The following is a 24,250-nucleotide window of genomic DNA, read 5'->3' as shown; positions in this document are numbered from 1 at the left end:
CGCACGGATACCGGGGAAGACCGGGAGCCGGTGGCGTCACCGCCCGGCGGGAGCCGATCCGGCCGGACCGGCGACCGGGACCGGCGGGAGAGGAGTCGGCGGGGCCGGTGGCGGGTAGATCCCTGACGGACGAGCCGAGCGAGAGGGGAAGAGGATGTCGCAGCCCGACGAGAGCCGGGAGAAGACCGCCTCCACCGACGCGGTGCTCATGCACCCCGGCAACGACCCGCGCGTCACGACCGCCCAGGTGCCGCCGCCGCCCGAGCGGGGCGAGACCCGCGTCGAACGCGACGGCGAGATGGTGCCCGTCGAGACCGACGAGTGAGCGGGCCCCCGGGCGGCGGGGCACGCCGCCCGGGGCGCGTACGGGCGGGTGGGCGAGGTCGGTGGGAGATGGGCGACGTGCGGGAGTTGGTGGACGGGCCGGCGCGGGTGCGGTACGCGAGCCTGTTCGACGCCGCGCCGTCGCCGTACCTGGTACTCACCCCCGAGCTGGTGATCGTCGAGGTCAACCGGGCCTACCTGCGCGCCACGGGGCGCACCCGGGAGGAGCTGATCGGCCGGGAGCTGTTCGCCGCGTTCCCGGCGAACCCGGACGACCCCGACGGCACGGGCGTGCCCAACCTGCGGGCGTCGCTGCTGCGCGCCCGCGACACCGGCCGGCCCGACACCATGGCGGTGCAGCGCTACGACATCCCGGACGGCGCGGGGGGCTTCGCGCGGCGGTACTGGAGCCCCGTGAACGTGCCGGTCCTCGACGACGGCGGCCGGGTCGCGCTGCTGCTGCACCGGCCCGAGGACGTCACGGACTTCGTGCAGGAGCGGCGGCGCGCCCGCGACGAGCGGGCCCGCGGGGAGAGCTTCCGGCGGCGGATGGCGGCGGCCGAGGCCGACCTGTACGCCCGCGCGCGGGAGTTGCGTACGGCCCTGGACGCCCAGGCGGTGGCGAACCGCCGCCTCGCGGCCCTGGTCGAACTGGCGGCCCAACTGGCGGCCTGCGAGAGCGTCGCCGAGCTGACGGAGGTGGTGGTCGAGCGGGGCCTCGTCGCGCTCGGCGCCGACGGGGGAGCCGTCGCGGTGCGCGACGACGCCGATCTGCTGCGCCTCACCGTCACCGACGGCCTCGGCGGCGCCTGGGCCCGCTCCGGCGAGTTGCCCCTGAGCGATCCGCTGCCGGCCTGCGTGGCGGCGAACGTGGGCGAGCCGGTCCTCCTGCCCGACCGGGCCGCCGCCCTCCGCTTCGCCGACGCGATGGCCGACGTGGTCGCCTCGACCGGGTTGCAGTCGTGGGCCGCGCTGCCGCTGCGGGTGGGGGAGCGGTTGCTCGGCTCGCTGACCGTCGGCTGGCGCGACCCGCACCCGTTCGAGCCGGCCGAGGTCGAGGTGCTGGGCGCGTTCGCGGCGCAGTGCGCGCAGACCCTCGACCGGATCCGGGTGCACCGGGCGCAGCGGCAGACCTCCGAGACGCTGCAACGCAGCCTGCTCTCCGACCCGCCGGCGGTGGCCGGTCTGGCCGTCGCGGTGCGCTACCTGCCGGCGGTGGAGCACGAGCAGGTCGGTGGGGACTGGTACGACGCCTTCCGGGCCGCCGACGGGGCCACCACCGTGGTGATCGGCGACGTCACCGGGCACGACCGCGCCGCGCTGGCCGCGATGGCGCAGATCCGCAGCACCCTGCGCGGGGTGGCGTACGTGCTGGGGGAGCGGCCGGCGGCGATCTTCTCCGGGCTGGAGCGCGCCCTGCACGGGCTGGGCGTGACCACCCTCGCCTCGGCCGTGCTCGGCCACATCCGCACCCCGGACGCCTCCGGCGAGCCCGACCGGGCCCACCTGACCTGGTGCAACGCCGGACATCCGCCCCCGGTGCTGGTGCCACCGGACGGCGCGGCGCGGCTGCTGGCCTCCGACCCGGACCCGCTGCTCGGCGTGGGGCCCGTCGGCCGCGCCGACCACGAGCTGTTCCTCGACCCGGGGGCGACCCTGGTGCTCTACACCGACGGGCTGGTCGAGCGCCGCGCCGCCCCGATCGACGCGGGGATCGACCGACTGCGGGAGGCGGCCGGGCGGCTGCGGCACCTGCCGCTGGAGGAGTTCTGCGACGTGCTCCTCGCGGAGCTGGCCGCCGAACCGGGCGACGACATCGCCCTGCTCGCGCTGCGGGTCGACTGAGCACGCGCGTCAGCCGCGGGTCCGCGAGGAAGCGGTCGACGCGCCCCACGGGATCCGTCGGACGCGGACGCGTGGTCAGCGCCCCGGCAGGGCCCGACGGGTGTGGACCCGCGTCAGCGGGCCGGCAGGTCCGCGGCGAAACGGGCCACCCGGGCCGCCAGCGGCGCGCCGGCGCGTACCCAGGTGAAGTGGTCCATCCGGGCGCCGGCCTGCGCCGCGGTGTAGCGCTCGCGCGCGACGGGCGCCGCGGCCAGCTTCGCGCAGAGGTGGTCGACCGTCTCGTGCGGGGTGTACTGGTCGTCGTCCACGCTGACGGCGAGCACGGGGGTGCGCAGGTCGCGCACGGCCGCCTCGGCGTCCACCCCGTCCAGCCGGGGGAAGCGGCCGGTCCGCGCGGTGTGCGCCCAGTCCCGGATGACCCCGCGCGCCTGCCGGCCGCCGAAGCCCCAGCCGGGCCAGACGCCGAGCAGCCGGGCCGTCGCCGCGATCCCCTGGGTGTACGGCAGGACGCCGTACCCGCGCAGGCCCGGGTAGCTGCGCCACCACGGCACGCCCACGGCGACCAGGGCCAGCCCGTCGACGTCGTGCCCGCCGTGCACGGCGAGGTGCAGCAGCGCGGCCTGCCCGCCCAGGGAGTGCCCCAGCAGCACCGTCTTCCGCCCGTCCCGCCGGGACTTCAGCGCCGCCAGCACGGCGCCGACGTCGGTGGCGAGTTCGGCGTAGCCGTAGCGGCAGGCGCGGCTCGGCGCCGGGGTGCTCTCCCCGGTGCCGCGCAGGTCGGCCACCGCGACGGCGAGGCCGGCGGCGCGCAGGGCGGCGGCGAACGGCCGGTAGTAGCGGGCGCGGACGCCCATCGCGGGCGTGATCAGCACGACCGGCGCGTCGGCGACGCCGTCCGGTTCGGGGTGGACCTGGAGTCCGAGCCGCGCCCCGTCGACCTCGACGAACTCCTGCCGGTATTCCCCCGTCGCGCTCATCGCCCCAGGCTACGGCCCGAAGCTACCGGTCGGTAAACGTGGGGTGGCGCGCCTCACGCGACGGGGCCGCCGACCAGCCGGCCCGCGCCGCCGGGACCCGCCCGTCGGCCGCGCCGCGCTCGGCCCGGTCCACGGCCGCGAGGACGTCGGGCACGTCGAGCGCCGCCAGCGCCGGATGGGGTACGGCGTCCGCCCGCCCCGCCACTGGTCCCGCCCAGAGGGCCTGGTGCCGGGGCCGGCCCGGCGGCGGGCCCCACAGCGCCGGCGACACCGGACCGAACAGCAGCACCGACGGCGTGCCGTACGCGGTGGCGAGATGCCCGATGCCGGTGTCCCCGCTGACCACCAGCCGCCCGTGGGCGACCAGCGCGGCCAGCTCGCCGATCCCGGTCTCCCCGGCCAGCACGGCGGTGTCCGGCAGCCCGGCGCCGCGCGCCACCTCCACCGCGATCGCCCGCTCGCCCGGTGTCCCGGTGACCACCACCCGGTGCCCCCGACGGTTCAGCTCCCGCGCGACCGCCGCGAACCGGGCCGGCGGCCAGCGTCGCGCCGACGCCTTCGCGCCGGGGTGGACGATGCTCACTCCGGTCGGCAGCCCGTCCGGTGGTGGTCGGTGGAGGGTGAGGTCGGTGGGGTCGGTGGGGATGTCGTACCAGTTGAGTAGTCGGCACCAGCGGTGGATTTCGTGTTCGTCGTCTCGCCAGTGTGGTCCGTCGTGGTGGCCGGCGTCGGGGTTGGTGTAGGCGAGGAGTCGGTCGGGTCGGGTGTGGGCGAGCATGTGGTGGGACTGGGGGCCGTGGCCGTGGAGGTTGACGGCGAGGTGTGGGGGTGGGCCGGTCCAGGGGATGGGGCCGAGGCCGGGGGTGTCGAGGAGTGTGTCGATGCCGCCGATGAGGTCGACCAGTGGGGTGAGCCAGTGGGGTGCGGCGAGGGCGAGTTCTTCGTGGGGGTGGGTGGTGCGTAGGGCGCGCAGGGCGGGGGTGGCGGTGGTGAGGTCGCCGACGCCGAGGGCGCGGAGGGTGAGGATCACGGGTAGGAGGTTTCTTGTTCGTGGCAGACGATCATTTCGCGGACGGCGCAGCCGGTGGGTTGGGTGAGGGCGAACATGATGGCGTTGGCGGTGTCGGCGGGGTTGTTGAGGTTGGCGTCGGGTCCGGGTTTGTAGGCCGGGTCGCGGTCGTCGAAGAAGTGGGTGTGCATGCCGCCGGGGATGAGGAGGGTGACGTTGATGGTGCCGGCGAGTTCGGCGGCGAGGGCGCGGGTGAAGCCGACGACGCCGAACTTGGCGGCGCAGTAGGCGGTGGCGTCGCTGACTGCCTTGACCCCCAGCGTGGACGCGACGGTCACCACGGTGCCGTGCGAGCGCTCCAACCACGGCAGGGCCGCCCGCACGACCGCGGCGGTGCCCGTCAGGTTGACGGCGACGATCCGGTCCCAGGTCTCGCCCGGCACGTCGGCCAGCCGGCCCGGCACGTCCACCCCCGCCGCCGTGACCACCGCGTCCAGCCCACCGGAGCGCTCGGCGAGCTGCCGGGTGGCCGCCTCGGCGGCCCGGGTGTCGGCCAGGTCGCACTCGATCCAGGGCACCCCGTCGGCGGGCGGCTGCCGGTCCAGCACGTACGGCCGACCGCCGGCCTTCGCCACCGCGGTCACCACGGCCGCGCCGAGCCCGCTCGACCCGCCGGTGACCAGCACCGCCATTCCGTTCAGATCCTTGCTCATGCCGCTCCTCTGGTGAGTTGGCCGCCGCGCCGGCGCGCGGCGGTGATGGTGGCCGTGGTCGACCGGCCGGCCAGGTACGGGACGGTGACGACGCGGCCGCCCCAGCCGCGTACCAGCTCCGCCTCGGGCAACTCCGGGGCGTCGTCGCCGGCGTAGTCGCCGCCCTTGACCCAGACGTCGGGCCGCAGCCGGGACAGCACGGCGTGCGGGGTCGGCTCGTCGAAGACGACGACCGCGTCGACGCAGTCCAGCGCGGCCAGCAGCCGTGCGCGGTCGGCCTCGCCGTGCAGCGGGCGGTCCGGTCCCTTCAGCCCGCGCACGCTGCGGTCGGAGTTGAGGCAGACCACCAGGGCGTCGCCGAGCCGTCGGGCCGCCTGGAGGGTGGCGACGTGCCCGGCGTGCAGGATGTCGAAGCAGCCGCCGGTGGCGACCAGGGTGCCGCCGTCGGCGCGTACCCTCGCCACCAGCTCGTCGGCGGGGCCCGGCGCCGCGGCCGACGGGCGGGACGGTGGAGGTTCGCGGTGCAGCCCGGCCGCCCCGCCCGCCGCGACGTACGCCGACGCGGCGGCGACGGCCTCGGCGACGGCCTCGGCGGCCACCGCCCCGCCGGCCAGCGCGGTGGCCGCGGCGGCGGCGAACCGGTCCCCGGCGCCGCAGGTGTCCTCCGCCTCGTCCACTCCGGAGGGCGGCGGCACCACCAGCGGGGTGCCGCCCGAGTGGCAGAGCACCGCACCGTCCGCGCCCATCGTCACGGCGACCGCCCCGACCCGCCACCGACGGCGCAGCTCCTGCCCGGCACGGGTGGCGGTGGAGAGCGGGGTGCCGCCCCCGGCGTCCCCGGTGAGCTGGCGCAGCTCGGCCAGGTTCGGCGTGGTCAGCCGGGCCCCGGGGACCGCCGCCGGCCCCCGGGGGTGGGGATCCCAGACCACCGGCGCGGACGCCTCGGCCAGTGCCGCGCGCAACGTCGGCTGCCGCAGCAGGCCCCGCCCGTAGTCGCTGGCCAGGATCGCCCCGGCGCCCGCGATCGCCTCCAGGGCCGCCTCGGGCGGCTCGGCGGGGGCCTGCGGCCCGCCGCCCCGGTCGAGGCGCAGCAGGGTCTGCCCGCCGGCGCGCAGCCGGATCTTCTCCGGCGTCGCGCCGGGCATCCGCAGCGGGAGGAGCCGCACCCCGGCGGCGGTCAGCAGCTCGGCGAGGCGGGCGGCCGCCGGGTCGTCGGCGAGCGCGGTCACCAGGGCGACGTCGGCTCCCTGGGCGGCGGCGAGCAGCGCGGCGAGCCCCGCCCCGCCGGGCCGGTCCGTGGCCGACCGCTCGTCGAGCACCGGCACCGGCGCGTCCGGGCAGACGCGGTCGACCGCGCCCACCACGTCCCGGTCCAGCAGGGCGTCGCCGACCACCACCAGCGCGCCGCTCACGACGCCGTCCCGTCGCGCCGGCGCCCGGAGCCGTTCGGACCGTGGCCGTTCGCGGCGCTGCCGTTCGGGCCGTGGCCGTCAGGGTCGCGTCCGTTCGTGGCATTGCCGTTCCGGCCGTGGCCGTTCGTCGCGCTGCCGATCACGGCGTGTCCGTCGGGGCCGTGGCCGTCGATGGCGCCGCCGTTCGCGGCTCGGCCGTTCGCGGTGCTGCCGGCTGGGCCGTTGCCGTTCGCGCCGTGGCCGTTGCGGCCGTGGCCGTTGGCGCCGCGGCCGGCGGCGGTCAGCGCGCGACCGTCCAGACCGAACCGGTCGGCGGGGCCGACGCCGCGCGGGGCCGGCGGGGCCAGCCGCGGCAGGCCGCGCACCATCGGCAGCGCCTGGTCCACGTACTCGCAGAGGAGGTGGCTGGTGACGAGGTGGAGTTCCTGGACGACCTGGCTGTCGGGTGAGGGGACGGCGAGGACGTCGTGGCAGGCGTCGGCGAGGGGGTTGGGGGTGGGTCCGGTGAGGGCCCAGGTTCGTAGTCCGGTGTCGTGGGCGGCGTGGGCGGCGGTGAGGAGGTTGGTGCTGGTGCCGCTGGTGGACATGAGTAGGAGGATGTCGCCGGGGCGGCCGTGGGCGCGGACCTGGCGGGCGAAGACTTCGTCGTAGCCGTAGTCGTTGCCGATGGCGGTGAGGGCGCTGGTTTCGGCGTGCAGGGCGATGGCGGAGAGGGGTTGGCGGTCGTCGCGGAGTTTGCCGACGAGTTCGGCGGTGAGGTGTTGGGCTTCGGCGGCGCTGCCGCCGTTGCCGGCCACCAGCAGCCGGCCGCCCCGGGCCAGGGTCCAGGCCACCTCGGTGCCCCACGCGCTGAGCCGCTCGGCCTCCTGCCGGTACGGCAGCAGCGCCGCCGCGAGGTTGGCCAGGTGCGTGTCGAGAGTGGAGAGCGACATGGTCATCACGCCACCGCCGAGGCGGGACGGCCGACGGTGCTGACCGCGGCGTAGACCGCGCCGAGCTGCTCGGCGCAGCGCTTCCACGAGTACCGGCTGCGGATCCGGTCCAGCGCCGCCGTGGCGTACGCGAAGCGGCGGACCTTGTCGGCGAGCAGCCGACGGATCGCGGTGCCCAGCGCCCGGGGGTCCCGGGGCGGCACGAGGTCGCCGGTCAGCCCGTGGACCACCGTGTCGGCGATGCCGCCCACGTTCGACCCGATCACCGGCACGCCGCACGCCATCGCCTCCAGCGGGGTGAGCCCGAACGGCTCGTACCAGGGGGCGGCGACCAGGATGTCGGCCGAGCGGTACCAGCGACCCATCTCCTCGCGGGGCACGGCGCCGACCAGCTTCACCCGGTCGGCCACCCCGCAGGACTCGGCCAGCGTGCCGAGCCGGCGGGCGAAGCCGTCGGCGGGGAGCAGTTCGGCCGGCGGGCCGCCGACCACCGCGCACTCCGCGTCGGGTACGGCCGGCAGGGCCCGGACGACGTCCTGGAAGCCCTTGCGCTCCACCATCCGACCGACGGTGATGATCCGGGGGCGGGCCGGGTCGCGGGGGACGGCCGGCCCGTCGGGACGGAACATCTCCTGGTTGACCCCGGAGGGGACCAGCGCCATCCGGGACCGGGGCACGCCGAGGCGGACCAGCTCGCCGATCTCGTCCTGGCACTGCACGATGACCCGGTCGGCAGCCCGTCCCAGGGCCCGCTCGTAGCCGATCCGGCCTGGTGGACTTGTGTCCCGGTGGCCCTGGTGCCGCCGCTTGACCGCGCCGAGGGCGTGGTAGGTCAGCACCACCGGCACGCCGGTGCGCCGGCCGGCGTGCAGCGTGGCCAGGCCGCTCATCCAGAAGTGGGCGTGCGCCACGTCCGGCGTCCAGTCGCCGTCGCGCCACTGGCCGGCCAGCCAGCGCCCGAACTCACCCATGTGCGGCAGCAGCTCGTCCTTCGGCACCCGCAGCGCCGGGCCGGCCGGCACGTGGCACACCCGGTAGCCCTCCGCCGTGGGCACGGTGTCGGGCAGGGCGGGGGAGTCCCGGCGGGTGTAGACACGTACATCGTGCCCCTCGCCGACCAGCGCGGCGGCCAGCTCCGCCACGTGCGTGTTCTGCCCGCCGGCGTCCTCCTCGCCGAGAACGGCGAGTGGGCTGGCGTGCTCCGAGATCATCGCGATGCGCATGTTTCCTCCTCGATCAGCCGGTCCCAGTCCGCCAGGAAGCGGTCGAGTCCGAAGCGTTCCTTCGCCACCTCGCGACCCCGCGACCCCAGCCGGGTTGCCGCGTCGTGGTCCGTCATCAGCCACTGGGCCGCCTCGACGAGGGTGTCCACCCGGGTGGAGAGCACCCCCGCGTCGGGCGGCACCGCGTCCACCGCCTCGGTGGTCGCCAGCGCGATCACCGGCATTCCCATCGCCATCGCCTCGATGAGGCTCAGCCCCAGCGACGTCCACCGGCACAGGTGCAGGTACGCCCGCCGCCGGGCGACCTCGACGTGCATCCGGTCCTGCGGCAGGTCGTCGTACCCGGTCACCGGCAGGCCGGCCGCGCCGGTCGCGGCGAGCGCGTCGGGCAGCCCGGCCACCCCCATGCCGAAGACGTCCAGGGGGGCGACCCGCGCGAAGCGCGGCATGAGGTCGGTGCCGGTGACCCGCCAGCGGCGTACCGGTTCGTTGGTCACCACCGCCAGCCGCTCCGTCTCGCCGCTCCACTCGACCCGGGGCGGGACGATGCCGTGGTCGATCACTGTGGTGCGGGTGGTGCCGGTGTCCCAGAAGAGGTGGTTGAAGTGGGTGACGTGGGCGATGAGGAGGTCGTCGCGGTCGGCCATGGGGTGGCGGCTGTGGGGGACGTTGCCGTCCTTGGGGGTGTTGTGTTCGACGTAGATGGTGGGGATGTGGTGGCCGGGGCGGCGGTGTAGCCATTGGTGGGCGAGGTCGTGTTCTTCGGGGCGTTGCAGGATGATCAGGTCGATGTCGGTGGTGGCGAGGTCGTCGGGGGTCACTTCGGTGGCGTTGTCGGGCCAGGGGTAGGTGCGGGCGCGGCCGAGGCCGTAGGGGCCGCGGTCGGGTGTGACGGGGATCAGGTAGCGGTGTCGGCCGTGCACGAACGAGGTGGTCCAGGAGCCGTGCACGTGCCAGAGCAGGATGTTCATGCCTCTCCTCAGCAGGTGGAACACGGGTGGTGGGCGGACGGAGCCGGACGGCGCTCAGGTGGGGGACGGGGGCGTCAGGACGCGTACGGCGTCCACCACCTCGGCCGGGTCGAGCCCGGTGAGGCAGGGGTGGTCGGGCACGGGGCAGCGGGCGGCCCGGGTGTCCCGGCAGGGGGCGTCGGCGTCGCCGAGCCGTACGGTCGGCACCCGCCAGGGGCCCCACTGCCCGAACGGGACGGTCGGCGCGAAGAGGCTGACCACCGGCGTGCCGACGGCGGCCGCCAGGTGGGCGGGCCCGGTGTTGCCGACCACGACGCAGCCGGCCCGGGCGAGCACCCGCGCCAGCCCCGCCAGCCCGGTCCGCCCACCGAGGTCGACGGCGGTGTCCCCGGCGACGAGGGCGGTCAGCTCGCGCTCGTCCGGTCCGCCCGTGACCACCACCCGGTGACCGGCGGCGACCAGCGCGGCGACGATCTCGGCGCACCGGCGCGGCGGGCACGCCCGGGCCGGCACGGACGCGCCCGGGTGCACCACCACGTAGCCGGGTTCGGCGAGCGCCGGGTGCGGCACGTCGCCGTCCGGCCGGTCGAGGACCTCGGGGCGCAGGCGTAGGGCGGGTTCGTCGTCGGGCGCCAGGGCGAAACCCGCCGCGGCGGCCAACGACAGAGCCCGCTCCGGCTCCGGCACCCCCACCGGAACCCGATGCCGCACGTCCAACAACGAACCCGGATAGTCGTCACTGATCGCACTGACCCGCGACACACCCGCCAACCGCAACAACAACGCCAACGGCAACGGCGACTGATGGAAACTGGTGAACACCACCGCCTCGTCCGCCCCCACCGCCGCCAACCGATCCACGAGCAACCGCATGTCGACCGGATCAACCACCCCCGGACTCGGATCAATCCACGGCAACCGATGCTCGATCACCTCATCGACACCCGGCAACAACTCCGCCGCCGCCCGCCCCCGAGGCCCACACAACATCACCACCCGCCCCGCACCCGCCGCCACCGCCCGCACCGCCGGACCCGTCACCAACACATCCCCAGCCGAATCCGACCGCACCACCAACACCGTCCCCACCCCCCGCCGCACACCCCCGTAACTGGCCGGATCCACCGCCGCCTGCCGACCCAGAATCTCCGCCACCGCCCCCGACAAATCCCCCACCACCCGCGCCGCCGCCGCCACCTCACCGGCCCGCGTCACCGCCGTCGGCACCAAAACCCCCGACGCCCCCGCCGCCGACGCCGCCACCACATCCCGACCGATGTCCCCCACCACCACACACCGCGACGGCACCGTCCCCAACTCCCGCGCCGCCGCCCACACCAACCCCGGCGCCGGCTTACGACACCCACACCCCGCACCCTCCTCATGCGGACACACCAACCACGCGTCGAACCGCCCCAACAACCGCTCCACCCGCGCATGCACCGCCCGCAACTGCCCCTCCGAAAACAACCCCCGCGCCAAACCCGACTGATTCGTCACCACCGCCAACCGCAACCCCGCAGCCCGCAACCGATCCAACGCCACCCGCGCACCCGGCACCGCACGCACCTTCTCCGGATCACCGTTGTACGGCACGTCCTCGATCAACGTCCCGTCCCGATCCAGCAACACCGCGTCGAACAGGCGTCGACCGGCGCCGCCCAGGCCGGACCGGGCGGGGGAGGTGGTCGTCATCGGCCCGTCCCCGGGCGCTGCGCGCGGCTGCGCCACCAGCCGCGTACCCAGTGCGTCACCGCCAGGGGCGGGATCGCCGCGCTGGTCACCAGCATGGTGGCGACCTCGTCGGCGGTCCGGGGGCCGGGTGCGATCCGGGCGCGCGCGAATTCGGCGGTGCCGGCCGCCCAGCCGAGCGTCCCGGCCACGGCGGCGCCGCCGAGCACGGTGCGGTTCGTGCCGCGGGCGAGGGGCCGCAGCGCGGCGGCGGCCAGGGCGAGCGCGCCGGCCGCCGTGACGGCGACGTGTCGGTGCCGCCGGCCGGTCGGCAGCCGCAGGTCGGTGCGCCAGTGCGGGCCGTAGAGCCGGCGCAGCAGCGCGTCGTCGGCGTTGCCGCGCTGGACCCGCAGGCTCACCCAGCGGTCCTCGGGGCGCACCGGATGGGTCACCGCCCGTTCGCCGCGGACCAGGTCCCAGCCGACGCGCCGCACCCGGTGGGCCAGTTCGGCGTCCTCCCGGTAGGCGCGCGGGAAGCGTTCGTCGAACCCGCCCGCGTCGGCCAGCGCGTCCCTCCGGTAGGCCATGTCCGCAGTGATCCACTCGCCCTCGGCTAGCCCGGCGGTGCCGCGTTCCCAGTCGGTCGGCCGCCGGTGCTCGGGCAGCGGCACGTGGACCCGGCCCTGCACCCCGCCGACCAGGTCGCCGACCCGCAGGTCCGCGAGGAGCCGGCGGGCCCAGTCCGGCGCCGGGACGACGTCGTCGTCGAGGAAGACGATCCAGGGGGAACGGGCGGCGCGCCAGCCGACGTTGCGGGCCGCCGCCGGCCCCGCGCCGGGGCCGGTCAGCACCTTGGCGTACGCGGCCAGCGCCTCGGGCACGGCCAGTTCGTCGGTCGATTCGCGGCGGTCGTCGACGAGCAGGATCTCCGGGTCGGGCAGTTCGCCGACCTGGGCGGCGAGCGCGTCCAGCAGCGCCGCGAGGCTGGGCCGGCCGAGGGTGGGCACCACGATGCTGATCACCGGGCACCGCCCAGCGCGCCGCGCCGCACCGCGAAGGGGCCGAGCGCCAGCAGTTCCACGGGGGCCGAGCCGAACAGCTCCATCGCCTCGCGCGGGGTGTCGACCATCGGCCGTCCCGCCGTGTTCAGCGAGGTGTTCACCACGACGGGCAGCCCGGTCAGCCGCTCGAACCCGGCCAGCATCTCGGCGACCAGCGGCTCGGTCTCGTCGTGCACGGTCTGCACCCGGGCCGTGCCGTCCACGTGGGTGACGGCGGGGATGCGGTCGCGCCACTGCGGCTTCACCCGGTGCACGAAGAGCATGTACGGGCTGGGGAAGACGCCCTCGAAGATCTCCGCGAACCGTTCGGCGCGGACCATCGGGGCGATCGGGCGGAACTGCTCGCGCCCCTTGACGTCGTTCATCCGGGCGGTGGTGGCCGGGTCGCCGGGGTGGGCGAGCAGGGAGCGGTGCCCCAGCGCCCGGGGGCCGTACTCGCTGCGGCCCTGGTACCAGGCGACGATGCCGTTGTCGGCCAGCACCCGGGCGGCCTCGGCGGCGATCGAGTCGGGCCGGAAGTACGGCAGCGCGGCGCGGCGCAGCTCCGCCTCCAGCTTCTCGTCGGTCCAGCCCCGCCCGAGGTCCGCCCCGGCCATCGGGGTGGCCCGGTCGCCCAGGTCGCGGGCGACGTGCAGGGCCGCGCCGAGCGCCGTGCCGGCGTCCCCGGCGGCGGGCTGCACCCAGACGTTCCGGTACGGGCCCTCGGCGGCGAGGCGCGCGTTGGCCACGCAGTTGAGCGCCACCCCGCCGGCCATGGCCAGGGTGGACGCGCCGCCCGAGGCGTCGTGCAGCCAGCGGGCCAGGTCGAGGGTCACCTCCTCCAGCCGGGCCTGCACGCTGGCGGCCAGGTCGGCGTGGTCGTCGGTCATCTCGTCGTCGGCGGCGCGGGCCTTGGCCATGCCGCCCCAGTCGATCCGGTCGACGGCGAAGCCGCCCTCCGGGGTGACCCGGACCAGCTCGCGCAGCAGGCCGAGGTGCTTAGGCCGGCCGTAGGAGGCCAGCGCCATCACCTTGTACTCGTCGCTGGAGTGCAGGAAGCCGAGGTGTCGGGTGAGGTCCTCGTAGAGCAGGCCGAGCGAGTGCGGCAGCTCCTGGGAGTGCAGCGGCCGCAGCAGCCCGTCGGTGTAGACGCCGGCCAGGTGGCTGGCGACCTCGCCGCGCCCGTCCAGGACCAGCACCGCCGTGTCGTCGCCGCCGCTCGGGGCGGCCAGGCCGGCGGACGCGGCGTGCGCCACGTGGTGCGGCACGAACCGCACCTTCGCCGGGTCCAGCCCGGGCAGTGCGGCGGCGAGGAACTGCGGGGCGCGCTGGGCGTACTCGACGCGCAGCCAGTCCCAGGGGTCGCTCAGCCCGAGGCTGTCCGCGGGGCGGCAGAGCCCGGGATCGAAGGAGTACGCGACCGCGTCGAGGTCGTCAACGTCGATCCCGGCGCTGGCCAGGCACCAGGCGGCGGAGAGTTCGGGCAGCTCCCACGCGGAGAACGCGAGGGGACGTTTGCCGTGCTTACGACGGCTGAACCGCTCCTCTTCGGCGGCGGCCACCACCCGGCCGTCGACCACCAGAGCAGCCGCCGGATCGTGAAAGATCGCGTTGATGCCAAGGACCCGCATGCGAAGTCCCTACCCTCGACTTCTCCTCCTAACCTCTAGATCATCGACTTCTCCTGACGGGCGGCTCAGTCGGTTGTGGACCGGTCGGCGGGCGGCGGGGCGAACCGCCCCACCGCCCGTCACCGCGACGCGACGATGTGTCAGGCCCGGTCGTCGCGGAGCATGCCCGGCCCGAACACCTCGTAGGCGATCCGCTCCGCCGGCACGCCCCGGCGCAGCAGGCCACCGCGGACGACGTTCATGAACGGCAGCGGCCCGCAGAGGTGCACGTGGGCGTCGGGGGAGAGCGGGATCAGGGCCGGGTCGACGCGACCGCCGGCCACCTCGGCGGTCAGCCCGGCGACCTCGGCGTCGGTGACGTCCTCGTACCAGAGCGCGGTCCGCAGGTTGGGCAGCGCGGCGTGCAGGCGCGGCAGCTCGCCGCGGAACGCGTGCGCCGCGCCGGCCCGGTCGGCGTGCACCAGCACCACCGGGCGCTGCGGCTCGGTGGCCGCCAGGTGCTCCAGCGCGGCCATCGCGGGGGTCAGCCCGATCCCGGCGCTGACCAGCAGCAGCGGGCCCTCGCCGGCGACCGCGCAGACCTCGCCGAAGGGCGGGCTGAGCCGCAGGACGTCGCCCTCGGCAACGTGCTCGTGCAGGAAGGTGGAGACCATGCCGTCGGGGGCGCCGTCGACGCCGCGGACCCGCTTCACGGTGATCCGCCAGTGGTCGGCCCCGGGCCGGCCGGAGAGGCTGTACTGGCGGATCTGCTGCCCGCGACCGCCGTCCAGGTCGACGGCGACCGAGGCGTACTGGCCGGGGACGAAGGTGGGCACCGGGCCGCCGTCGGCCGGGACCAGGGTGAACGAGACGACGTCCAGGGCCTCGGCGACCCGGCCGGTGACCCGCCAGTCCCGCCACACCGATCCGCCCTCGTCGAGCCCGGCCCCGAGGTAGAGGCGGGCCTCCCGCGCGACCAGTTCGCAGGCCAGCAGCCAGTACACCTCGTCCCAGGCGGCGGCGACCTCCGGGGTGACCGCGTCGCCGAGCACCTCGCCGACGGCGGCGAGCAGGTGGCGGCCGACGATCGTGTACTGGGCGGGGGTGATGCCGAGGGAGGCGTGCTTGTGCGCGATCCGGTCGAGGATCGGGCCCCACGGCGCGTCGCTGCCGCCGGTCAGGTGCTCCGCGTACGCGACCACGGCCGCCGCGAGCGCGGCCTTCTGCGCCCCGGTGGCCTGGTTGCCGCGGTTGAAGATGTCGAGCAGCTCGGGATGGGCGTCGAACATCCGCTGGTAGAACCGGCCGGTGATCGCCTCGCCGTGCGCCTGCACGGCGGGCAGGGTCGCCGTCACCACTGCTGCTGAGGACTCCGAGAGCACGACTTGTCTCCTTCTGGGCTGAACCGCTCGGGCCCTGTCAGCAAAACAGGAATTCGAGATACCTCTTCAGGGTCGAAGGTCCCGGGTCGAGGGTCGCCTGGATCACAAACCTGGCCCGTCGGCCCGTGGTGGCCGGTGTCCGCGCTGGCTAGGGTCGGTACGTGAAGCTCAACCGGTCCACCGACATGGCGCTGCGGATCGCCATGCTGGCCGCCGCGAACCCGCGCCGGATGACCGTGGACGAGCTGTCCGACCAGCTGGAGCTGCCCCGCAACCACGTCGCGAAGGTGGTCCAGCGGTTGCAGCGGATCGGGGTGCTGGTCACCATCCGGGGCCGCTCGGGCGGGGTGGCCCTCGCCGAGGGCGGCCACGACATCACGGTGGGCCGGGTGGTCCGGGCCTTCGAGGGCGACGACGAGGTGGTGTCCTGCGACGAGCCGGCCTGCTCGCTGCGGGCGGCCTGCCGGCTGCGGGGGGAACTGCGCCGTGCCCGGGACGCGTTCCTCGCGGTGCTGGACGGGGTGACCCTCGGCGGCCTCGTCGACGGGCCGGTCGGCCCCGTGCTGCTCACCCTCGGCCTGCCCCGCGCCCGGGGCCCCGTGCCCGACGGCACGGGGCCGGTGCGAGACGTCACCGGGCCCCGCGCCTGACGGCCCGGGGCAGGCCGAGGACGAGACGTCACCGGGCCCCGGGCCGGACCTCACCGGGCCCGTGCCGTCCGCTGCCGGGCCCGTGCCGGACAGCTGCCGGGCCCGTGCCGGACAGCTACCGGGCCCGTGCCGGACAGCTACCGGGCCCCGCGCCTGACGGCACGGGGCCCGGTGCGGGCCGCCCGGGTCAGGAGACGGTGATCGAGCCGTCGCCGGCGCGGACGCAGGAGACCGCGCGGGCGCCGGTGGCGGCGGCCCCGCTCAGGCACTGCCCGAGCACCTGGTGGCCGGCGGCGTTCGGGTGCCAGGATTCCTGGCAGGTCTGGAAGTAGGTCACGCAGGTGTTCGCGATCCGCTGGATGGCGATCTTGTCCTTGCCCTCCAGGCTGGTGACGAAGGTGCCGTTCGGCGGGTTGTCCTGAAGCCGGATCGGGGTGGCCAGCGCACCGGCCGGGCTGGTCGTCGACTCGCAGAGCCGGGCGCCGTCGAAGGCCCGCTGCACGTTGAGGTAGACCAGGTCCGCGCCGGGGAACTCGGCGGCCATGCTGTCCCGGGCCGACCTCACCAGCGTGCCCAGGCCCTGCGAGAAGCGGTGCCCCGGCAGCAGGCTGGCCCGGTGGATCGGGCAGCCGGCCGCGTACCGCTCGGCGCCCAGCGCCCGGAACTTGTCCCGCGTGTCGTCCCGGCTGTCCTCGCTGTGGAACGCCGGTTCGAGGTCGAACGGCAGCGGGTTGGTGTAGTCCTGGAAGACGATCCGGTGCTGGCCGTCGGCGTCGATCTCGCGCAGCGTCGTGAGCAGCTGGCGTACCGCCGCCGTGGTCTCCGCGGTCGCGGCGTTCCACTGGGCGGCGGTGGCCAGGTCGGCGTCCGTGCAGGGCTCCTGCTCCACCGGCCCGCCCAGATAGGCCCAGAACTCCCACCAGCCGGTCCAGGCGTCGGCGATGAAGCGGTTGGCGCACTTCTCCGCGACGTCGCCGAAGGTGAACGAGCTGTTGTTCGAGCCGAGGCCGAGCAGCACCAGGTCGATGTCGTGGGTACGGGCGACCGCGCGGAGCTGGTCGAGCTGGGCGGCGACCTGCCGGCCACCCGTGCGGGCGGAGGAGACGGCGGCGATGTCGTGCGGCTGGCCGCCGGAGCACGCGAGGTTGAACCGGTCCTGGATGCCCGGCAGGCTCGCCCGGTGCAGTGAGGCGTTCGCCGAGCGGTGGCAGAAGAACGCGTTGCTGTTCGGCGCGGTCCAGCCCGGGAAGCCCTGCGCCGTGCCGTTGACGTCGACCACCGGGGTGTACGCCCCGGCGCCCTCGCCGCTGATGAAGCTGTCGCCGAGCGCCACCGCGGCCGTGGGCGGCGCCGCCGTGGCCGGGGCGGGCAGCCCGACGGCGGTCGACAGGGCTGCGGCGGCCACGGCGAGCGCCGCCGCGAGAGCGGTACGACGGATCCTGGACATGACGTCCTCCAACTGTCCATCGAAATGTGAAAGATCCTCTGGGGCCGCGATCACATCACCGGCGTGCGACGGACGTCAATGGCTTGTCACGAAAACTTTCGGCGGGAGGAACGTCCGGCGGGTCGCCGGGTCACCATCCGGTCGCGACCGGCGCGCGACCGGCGCGCGACCGGCGCGCGGCGGGTCGCGGCGGGTCGCGGCGGGCGGATCCGACCCACGGCTGGCCGCGGGGGAAGTCGGGTGGGACGGGTCAGGCGGGCCGGCGGAACTCGGCGCGCCAGCGGCGTACGCCCGCGGGGTCCTCGTGGGCCTCGACCTCGACGGGCGTTACGCCGTCGACGGCGAACCCGGCCACCTCGGCACGGCTCAGCGGCCACGGCGGCCCGGCCGGCGGGGCCTCGTCGTCGCCGCGCCCGGCGGCGATCACCAACAGCGTGCCGCCCGGCGCGACCAGCGAGGCCACGGCGGCGGTCGCGGCCCCGCGAAGCTCGACCGGCAACGCCTGCACGGTCATGCTCTCCACCACCAGGTCGAAGCCGTGCCGCCAGCCCGCCGGCGGGTCGAACAGGTCGGCGACCCGGTAGTCCACGGCGGAACGCGGGTGCCGCCGCCGCGCCCCTTCGACGGCGGTGGGGGAGACGTCGAAGGCCACCGTGGCGAAGCCCAGCCCGGCGACGTGCTCGGCGTCCCGCCCGTAGCCGCAGCCCACCACGACCGCCCGTCGGCCCGACCCCGCCAGCCCCCGCGCGGCGGCCCACCCGACGAGCATCCCGTGCGGCGCCTCCCGGTCCCACGGCACGACCGCGTCGCCCCGCTGCGCCTCGGTGTAGAGCCGCTCGAACCAGCCGGTCGGATCGCCCGCCGCGAGCGACTCCGCCGACAACCTGTCGGCCCGATCCTCGCCGCCCATCCCAGCCCCCAACTGACGTCGGCGCTCCCGCCCGGCGCGACCGCCACGAGCCTAGGGGCCGGTACCGACATCCGCCGGCCGGCACGCCAGACCCGCAGCCGACGCCGCCGGGCCGTTCCGTCCTCCGGCGCTCCCTCCGGGGCACGAGGCATCGAGCGTCGCCTGACGGAGCGTCGACCGAGCGGCGACGGCGGGGCGGTCGTGAGGGCCTATGTCCCGCTTGTGCTCACAGGATGTGACGGCTATGGACACCGGTCGAAGTCCGTCTCTACAGTTCCGGGCGTCCGGCTTCCTACTTCCACGGGGGTTGCGGTGGCCGCTGGCCGCTCGATGCACGCTGTCCTGATCCAGAACCGATCCGTCCGTCGTCTCGCGGCGGCCGGGCTGGTGGTGGCGCTCGGCGCCACCGCGTTGGCCGCGCCCGCGTCGGCCGCGCCGCAGCCGACCGCCGCCGGCACGGGCGCCGCCGCCGAGGCGCAGCGGGCCACCGCGACGGCCGCGCGGACCGGCCGGCGGGTGGAGGTGCTCGCCGCCCGCACCGAACTGACCCAGGTCTTCGCCAAGCCCTCCGGCGGCTTCGTGGCCGAATCCGCCGCCGTCCCGCAGCGGGTCCGCCGGGCCGACGGGTCGTGGGCCGACATCGACCTCACCCTGCGCCGCGACGGCGCCGACGGGTTCCGTCCGGCGGTCTCCCCGGCCGACGTTCGGTTCTCGGCCGGCCGGCGGGCGCGGCCCGGCCACCACGCTGACCAACGGTGGGAAGTCCCTGACCCTGTCCTGGCCGCACGCGCTTCCCGCGCCGGTCGTCGAAGGCGACGCCGCCACCTATCCCGAGGTGCTGCCCGGCGTGGACCTGGTCCTGCGGGCCACCCGCACCGGATTCACGCACGTCCTCACGGTGAAGACCCCGCAGGCGGCCGCCGACCCCGCCCTGCGGGAGATCCGCTTCGACCTCGGCGGCGACGTGCGGGTCCGGCGCGACGCGGACGGCTCGCTGCGGGCGCACGCCGGCGCCGTCGAGGTGGCGCGCAGCGCGCCTGCGGAGATGTGGGACTCCGCCTCCGTCACCGGCAGGTCGGCGGCGGGACGGTCCTCCGCCGCCGGCCCCGGCGCGGGGGCCCGGACCGCTCCGGTCGCCACCGCCATCGACGCCGCCGGCGACCTGGTGCTGCGCCCCACGCCGGGCCTGCTCGACCCGGCGAAGGCCGCCTTCCCGGTCTACATCGACCCGTCGTGGTCGGCCGTCAGGAGCCGCTGGGCGTACGCCACCAGCGACAACTTCACCAACAGCGACACCACCCGGGCGATCGTCGGCTACACCCCCGACAGCAACCGCACCTACCGCTCGTACTTCGAGTTCCCGACCGGCGTGCTCGCGGGCAAGCACATCCAGTCGGCGTACGTCCGGATGAAGCTGGACCACTCCTGGAGCTGCTTCGCCACGCCGACCTACATGCACCAGTCGGCACCCGTCGCGAGCACCCCCCGCACCGCCTGGGCCCCCGCGCTGACCGCGCTCAGGGCGAGCGCCAGCGCCAGCGCCTGCGCCACCGGTCCGCAGCCCGACGCCGTCATGAACTTCACCGGCAGCAACGTCACGGCGGCCGTCCGCACCCAGGCCGGCACCGGAGCAGCCTCGATCACCTTCGGCTTCTGCGCGTGCAGCGACTCGACGGGCACCGGCGAGAGCGACCAGAACCGGTACAAGAAGTTCTACCCGGACGAGGCCCGCCTGCTGGTCGACTACGACTCCCTGCCCGGTCAGCCGACCGGCCTCCAGGCCGGCGGGCAGGACTGCGTCGCCGGCGGCCGGGTCGCCCTGCCGACCGCGCCGACCCTCTCCGCCGTCTTCCCCGACGCGGACGCCGGCCAGACCCTGCAGACCACGTACGAGCTGCTGGAGGTCCCCGCCTCGGGCAGCTACGACAGCAGCACGCCGCGACTGACCCCGCCGGCCGGCGCGACGGTGACCGCCGGCGCACGGTCCACCACGGCGCCCGTGACCGGCGTCAACGGCGGCGGCGCGTACGCCTGGCGGACCCGCAGCACCGACGCCGCGCCCTACGGCATGGTCAGCCCCTGGTCGCCGTGGTGCGAGTTCACCGTCGACGACACGGCTCCCACGGTGACCGTCGACCCGGTCACCAACCCCGCCCCGCCCGGGCAGTTCTACACGTACAAGCTCCGCTCGCCCGACTCCGACGTGGTGAGCTTCCGGTACGGCTGGAGCAGCCCGCCCACCGAGGAGGCGGAGGCCGGCACCACCCTCGGCTACCCCGGCAGGACGGTGTCGGTGACCCTGACCACCCCGGCCCACGGCACGAACACCCTCTACGTGGCGGCCGTCGACAGCGTCGGGAACGTCGGGTACGGCTCGGTTGTTGTCCAGGTGGACCCACCCGCGGCCGGCTGACCCGCGAACCGGTCACGGCGCCGGTCGGCGCCGGATCCGGACACACCGCGCGACGACGCCGCCGAGGCCCGCACCGCGACGTGGTGCGGGCCTCGCTGCGGGGCGCCGTCGTCCTGTCGCATCTCCCGGTTAGGCTCGCTCCGGCGCGCCGGCCGACCGACGATGTCGGACGCGGCACCACACCGCCGAGACCCGGGAGTACGACCAGTTGACCGCAGAGCCTGAGACCCTGTACGGGGCCGACGACCTCACGCACCTCGAAGGGCTGGACGCCGTCCGCAAGCGGCCCGGCATGTACATCGGCTCCACCGACAGCCGTGGCGTGGGTCACCTCGTCAACGAGATCCTCGACAACTCGACCGACGAGGGCGTCGCCGGCCACGCCACGAAGGTCGAGGTGACGCTGCACGTCGACGGCTCGGTCCAGGTCGACGACGACGGGCGCGGCATCCCCACCGACGTGCACGCCAAGTCGGGCATCTCCGGCGTCGAGCTGGTGCTGACCCGGCTGCACGCCGGCGGCAAGTTCGGCGGCTCCGGCTACAAGACCTCCGGCGGCCTGCACGGCGTGGGCGCCTCGGCGGTCAACGCCCTGTCCCGTCGGTTCGACGTCACCGTCCGCCGGGGCGGCAAGATCCACGCGATGTCGTTCCGGCACGGCGTGCCGGGCATCTTCGACGGCGACGGCCCCGACGCCGCCTTCACCCCCGGCCCCGGGCTCCAGATCGTCGGCGCGATGAAGCGCGGCCAGCGCACCGGCACCTCGATCCGCTGGTGGCATGACGCGCGCTACTTCGAGACCGGTGCCGCGCTGGACGCCGACGCCGTGCGGACGAAGCTGCGCAACACCGCGTTCCTGGTCCCCGGCGTCAGCTACACGCTGCGCGACCACACCGGCGAGGAGCCGACCGAGGAGAAATTCCACTACCCCAACGGGCTGACCGACATGGTGGAGTTCCTCGCCCCGGCCGGCGACCGGCCCGTCTCCGGCACGCTGATGGTCACCGGCGAGGGCACCTACCGCGAGAACGCCGCCGACGCCAACGGGGTGATGCAGTCCAACGTGCAGCGCCGGGCCGAGGTCGAGGTGGCCTTCCGGTGGGGCACGGGCTACGAGCGCACCGTCGAATGCTTCACCAACACCATCCGCAACGCGCACGGCGGCACCCACCGCAAGGGCTTCGAGCGGGCCCTGGCGCGCACCCTCGCCGACGCCGTCCGCAACACCCGTGGCCTGCTCAAGGCCAAGGAGGATCCGCCCACCCTGGACGACGTCCTGGAGGGCATGACCGCGGTCGTGCACGTGCGGATCCCGGAGCCGCAGTTCACCTCGCAGACCAAGGACGAGCTCTCCACCGCCGGCATCACCAAGGTGATCCAGTCGCTTGTCGAGCAGCACCTGAAGGCCTGGCTGGAGGACCGCAGGACCAAGGCCGAGGCGCGTACGGTCCTGCAGAAGATCGTCGACGCGGCCCGGGTGCGGCTGACCCAGAAGCAGCAGAAGGACGCCGCCCGCCGCAAGACCGCCCTGGAGGGCGCGTCGATGCCACCCAAGCTGGTCGACTGCCGCGCCACCGGGGTCGATCGCAGCGAGCTGTTCATCGTCGAGGGTGACAGCGCGTTGGGGTGCTTTACCGGCGACACCATGGTGGCGCTCGCCTCGGGCGAGGCCAGGTCCTTCGCCGATCTGGCAGCCGACTGGGCTCAGGGAGTGACCCATTTCGGCTACACGACCAACAAGGCTGGCCGTGTGGTGATCGCTCCTCTGGTGGAACCGCGTCTGACCAAGCGAAACGCTCCGCTCGTCCGAGTCGTCCTCGACAACGGTGAGTCGGTGCGGTGCACACCGGACCACCTCTTCCGGCTACGTGACGGCTCCTATCGGCGCGCCGACGCCCTGGCCCCCGGCGAATCGCTGATGCCGCTCTATCGAAGCGTCTCCAGCAAGGCCGAGGGGCATAAACTGCACGGATACGAACGGGTCTGGATGAACGATCGCGAGGAGTGGGTCTACACCCACTACCTCGCGGACGCGTGGAATCTCCGTCACGGAAGGGACAGCGCCGCCAACGGCAACGTCCGTCACCACGTCGACATCAACAAGCGCAACAACGATCCGCGGAACATCCAGCGGATGACCTGGGCCGATCATTCGGCACTGCACGCCGCGATGATGGGCGAACACGTCCAGGCGGGCTGGCGGGAGTGGTTCGACAACGGTGGCCGGGAATTCAAGTCCGCCATGCTCACCGCGCAGTGGCGTGATCCTGCCTTCCGTGAGGCATGCCTTGCCCGGCTGTTCGCGCTCAACGAGTCACCCGCGTTCCGGGCGAAGATCGAACAGGCCTTCCAGGACTGGTACAACGCGCTCAGCGACGACGAGCGGCGCGCCTACGCCGATCGGATGCGCGACCGACAGGCGCAGTACTGGTCGAAGCCTGAGCACCGAGAGGCCGCCGCCGACCGCGTCCGCAGGTATTTTGCCGATCCCGCTCGTCGCCAGGAGTGGCGTGACCGTGCAGTGCGGCAGTGGGACGATCCCGGGTTGCGTGCCTGGCGTTCGCGAAAGACCGTCGAGCAGTTCGCCGATCCCGCCGAGCGGGAACGCCAGCGCAACGCGGTGCTGGCCTGGCACGAGGACAATCCGGAATTCGGCGAACGCCACTCACGCCTGATGAAGCGGCGAATGTCGGACCCGGCTACCGGTCACCTCGCCAAGGCCCAGGCGGGCCGGGCCGCGTACGTGGCCAACGTGCCCCGGGCGGAACGGGTGGATCGTCAGCAGGAGGGCAGGCGCCTGGCAGCGCTTCGGCGCCTCGCCCCGCTGCTGGGGCTGCCGGACGCCGAACTTGCGCAAGCGTACGAGGCCGAGCGCCTCCGGAGCGCGCGCACCGGTCTGCGGTTCGACCGGCTCCTCGCCCTCTACGACGGCGACTACACCCGTCTGCGGGAGTCGGTCGGCCTGGTCAACCACCATGTCGTATCGGTGGAGCGGCTCGATGAGACCGCAGACGTGTATGACCTGACGGTCGAGGGTCACCACAACTTCGCCCTTGAGGCCGGAGTCTTCGTCCACAACAGTGCGCGGGTTGCACGCACGGCCGAATATCAGGCGCTTCTTCCGATCCGGGGCAAGATCCTCAACGTGCAGAAGGCCAACCTCCAGCAGGTGCTGGACAATGCCGAGTGCGCGGCGATCGTGCAGGTGCTCGGGGCCGGTTCCGGCCGCACCTTCGACCTGTCGGCCATGCGCTACGGCCGAGTGCTGATCATGGCCGACGCCGACGTGGACGGCGCGCACATCCGCACGCTGCTGATCACGCTCTTCGCCCGCTACATGCGGCCGCTGATCGAGGCTGGCCGGCTCTACGCCGCGATGCCGCCCCTGCACAAGATCACCACGAAGGGGCGCAACCCGCAGACGATCTACACCTACACCCAGGCCGAGATGGAGGCGACGGTCCGCAAGCTGGAGAAGGCCGGCAAGCAGATCGTCACCCCGATCCCGCGCTTCAAGGGCCTCGGCGAGATGGACGCCGACGAGCTGTGGGAGACCACGATGAACCCGGCCACCCGGGCGGTCCGCCGGATCACCCTCGACGACGTCGACGCCGCCGAGCGGATCCTCGAACTGCTGATGGGGGAGAAGGTGGAGCCGCGCCGCAACTGGCTGATCGACTCCGCCGACCGGGTCGACCGCGAGGCGATCGACGCATGAGCA

16 protein-coding genes and 4 pseudogenes are annotated in these 24,250 nt (G+C 74.7%); 7 read left to right on the top strand and 13 right to left on the bottom strand.

The genetic code is table 11. The annotated features are described in order from the left end of the window. Positions 1-154: 154 nt before the first annotated feature. Positions 155-325: a hypothetical protein gene (locus GA0070606_RS32410; RefSeq protein ID WP_176737257.1), complete on the top strand. Its 171-nt coding sequence runs from the start codon at positions 155-157 to the stop codon at positions 323-325. Between the two features lie 68 nt (positions 326-393). Further along, the gene (locus tag GA0070606_RS06885) at positions 394-2,169 is read left to right on the top strand and encodes a SpoIIE family protein phosphatase (RefSeq protein ID WP_091096081.1); all 1,776 of its coding nucleotides are present in this window, start codon (positions 394-396) and stop codon (positions 2,167-2,169) included. A 113-nt stretch (positions 2,170-2,282) separates the two neighbouring features. Here the strand turns inward: GA0070606_RS06885 and GA0070606_RS06880 are convergent, their stop codons facing one another. From GA0070606_RS06880 to GA0070606_RS06830, 11 genes and pseudogenes are all read right to left on the bottom strand, one after another. Next, the gene (locus GA0070606_RS06880; protein ID WP_091096078.1) at positions 2,283-3,146 is read right to left on the bottom strand and encodes an alpha/beta hydrolase family protein; all 864 of its coding nucleotides are present in this window, start codon (positions 3,144-3,146) and stop codon (positions 2,283-2,285) included. A 22-nt stretch (positions 3,147-3,168) separates the two neighbouring features. Next, positions 3,169-4,176 (bottom strand): glycosyltransferase family 9 protein, encoded by a 1,008-nt coding sequence (locus GA0070606_RS06875; RefSeq protein WP_091096075.1) that lies wholly within the window; start codon positions 4,174-4,176, stop codon positions 3,169-3,171. Next, positions 4,173-4,868, bottom strand: coding sequence for an SDR family oxidoreductase (locus tag GA0070606_RS06870; RefSeq protein WP_091096074.1), 696 nt, complete (start codon positions 4,866-4,868; stop codon positions 4,173-4,175). The genes GA0070606_RS06875 and GA0070606_RS06870 overlap by 4 nt, the downstream gene beginning before the upstream one ends. Beyond that, entirely contained in the window at positions 4,865-6,265 is a 1,401-nt protein-coding gene (locus GA0070606_RS06865; protein ID WP_176737520.1) for a PfkB family carbohydrate kinase, read from the bottom strand. The genes GA0070606_RS06870 and GA0070606_RS06865 overlap by 4 nt, the downstream gene beginning before the upstream one ends. A 323-nt stretch (positions 6,266-6,588) precedes the next feature. Continuing rightward, positions 6,589-7,218 (bottom strand): annotated as a pseudogene (locus GA0070606_RS33165) (D-sedoheptulose-7-phosphate isomerase); the annotation flags it as partial. Then, a complete protein-coding gene (locus GA0070606_RS06855; protein ID WP_091096070.1) occupies positions 7,218-8,435 on the bottom strand; it encodes a glycosyltransferase in 1,218 nt (405 codons plus the stop codon). The gene GA0070606_RS06855 and the pseudogene GA0070606_RS33165, both read right to left, overlap by 1 nt. Beyond that, the gene (locus GA0070606_RS06850; protein ID WP_091096068.1) at positions 8,420-9,406 is read right to left on the bottom strand and encodes a glycosyltransferase; all 987 of its coding nucleotides are present in this window, start codon (positions 9,404-9,406) and stop codon (positions 8,420-8,422) included. Before GA0070606_RS06850 ends, GA0070606_RS06855 begins: the two co-directional genes overlap by 16 nt. 54 nt (positions 9,407-9,460) lie before the next feature. Then, positions 9,461-11,101 (bottom strand): HAD-IIIA family hydrolase, encoded by a 1,641-nt coding sequence (locus GA0070606_RS06845; protein ID WP_091107396.1) that lies wholly within the window; start codon positions 11,099-11,101, stop codon positions 9,461-9,463. Then, complete coding sequence (locus GA0070606_RS06840) at positions 11,098-12,099, bottom strand: glycosyltransferase family 2 protein (RefSeq protein ID WP_091096066.1); 1,002 nt, start codon at positions 12,097-12,099, stop codon at positions 11,098-11,100. The genes GA0070606_RS06845 and GA0070606_RS06840 overlap by 4 nt, the downstream gene beginning before the upstream one ends. After that, the gene (locus tag GA0070606_RS06835; RefSeq protein WP_091096063.1) at positions 12,096-13,748 is read right to left on the bottom strand and encodes a carbamoyltransferase family protein; all 1,653 of its coding nucleotides are present in this window, start codon (positions 13,746-13,748) and stop codon (positions 12,096-12,098) included. The genes GA0070606_RS06840 and GA0070606_RS06835 overlap by 4 nt, the downstream gene beginning before the upstream one ends. A 140-nt stretch (positions 13,749-13,888) precedes the next feature. After that, a complete protein-coding gene (locus tag GA0070606_RS06830) occupies positions 13,889-15,169 on the bottom strand; it encodes a globin domain-containing protein (RefSeq protein ID WP_281191068.1) in 1,281 nt (426 codons plus the stop codon). A 101-nt stretch (positions 15,170-15,270) separates the two neighbouring features. Between GA0070606_RS06830 and GA0070606_RS06825 the strand changes: the two genes are divergently transcribed. Further along, positions 15,271-15,759, top strand: coding sequence for an RrF2 family transcriptional regulator (locus GA0070606_RS06825; protein WP_091096059.1), 489 nt, complete (start codon positions 15,271-15,273; stop codon positions 15,757-15,759). Positions 15,760-15,946: 187 nt separating this feature from the next. On the opposite strand, the gene GA0070606_RS06820 is transcribed toward GA0070606_RS06825, so the two are convergent. Together GA0070606_RS06820 and GA0070606_RS06815 are read right to left on the bottom strand one after the other, a co-directional pair. Further along, on the bottom strand, positions 15,947-17,206 hold the full coding sequence (locus GA0070606_RS06820; RefSeq protein WP_091096057.1) for an SGNH/GDSL hydrolase family protein: 1,260 nt from the start codon (positions 17,204-17,206) through the stop codon (positions 15,947-15,949). 250 nt (positions 17,207-17,456) lie between these two features. After that, positions 17,457-18,116, bottom strand: coding sequence for a class I SAM-dependent methyltransferase (locus GA0070606_RS06815; protein WP_091096056.1), 660 nt, complete (start codon positions 18,114-18,116; stop codon positions 17,457-17,459). A gap of 847 nt (positions 18,117-18,963) precedes the next feature. Here GA0070606_RS06815 and GA0070606_RS06810 point away from each other — a divergent pair. From GA0070606_RS06810 to GA0070606_RS33850, 4 genes and pseudogenes are all read left to right on the top strand, one after another. Beyond that, positions 18,964-20,529 carry a hypothetical protein gene (locus GA0070606_RS06810; RefSeq protein ID WP_141721604.1) on the top strand — a complete coding sequence of 522 codons (1,566 nt, stop codon included), beginning with the start codon at positions 18,964-18,966 and terminating at the stop codon, positions 20,527-20,529. Positions 20,530-20,737: 208 nt separating this feature from the next. Then, positions 20,738-22,156 (top strand): annotated as a pseudogene (locus GA0070606_RS33860) (ATP-binding protein); the annotation flags it as partial. Continuing rightward, positions 22,151-23,602 (top strand): annotated as a pseudogene (locus GA0070606_RS33855) (Hint domain-containing protein); the annotation flags it as partial. The pseudogenes GA0070606_RS33860 and GA0070606_RS33855, both read left to right, overlap by 6 nt. Positions 23,603-23,611: 9 nt before the next feature. Then, positions 23,612-24,247 (top strand): annotated as a pseudogene (locus tag GA0070606_RS33850) (toprim domain-containing protein); the annotation flags it as partial. Between the last annotated feature and the right edge of the window lie 3 nt (positions 24,248-24,250).

This window comes from Micromonospora citrea, assembly GCF_900090315.1.
In the GTDB taxonomy this organism is placed as follows: domain Bacteria; phylum Actinomycetota; class Actinomycetes; order Mycobacteriales; family Micromonosporaceae; genus Micromonospora; species Micromonospora citrea.
The sequence above is the reverse complement of the archived record's forward strand: the minus strand, read 5'-3'. Positions and strand labels throughout refer to the sequence as shown.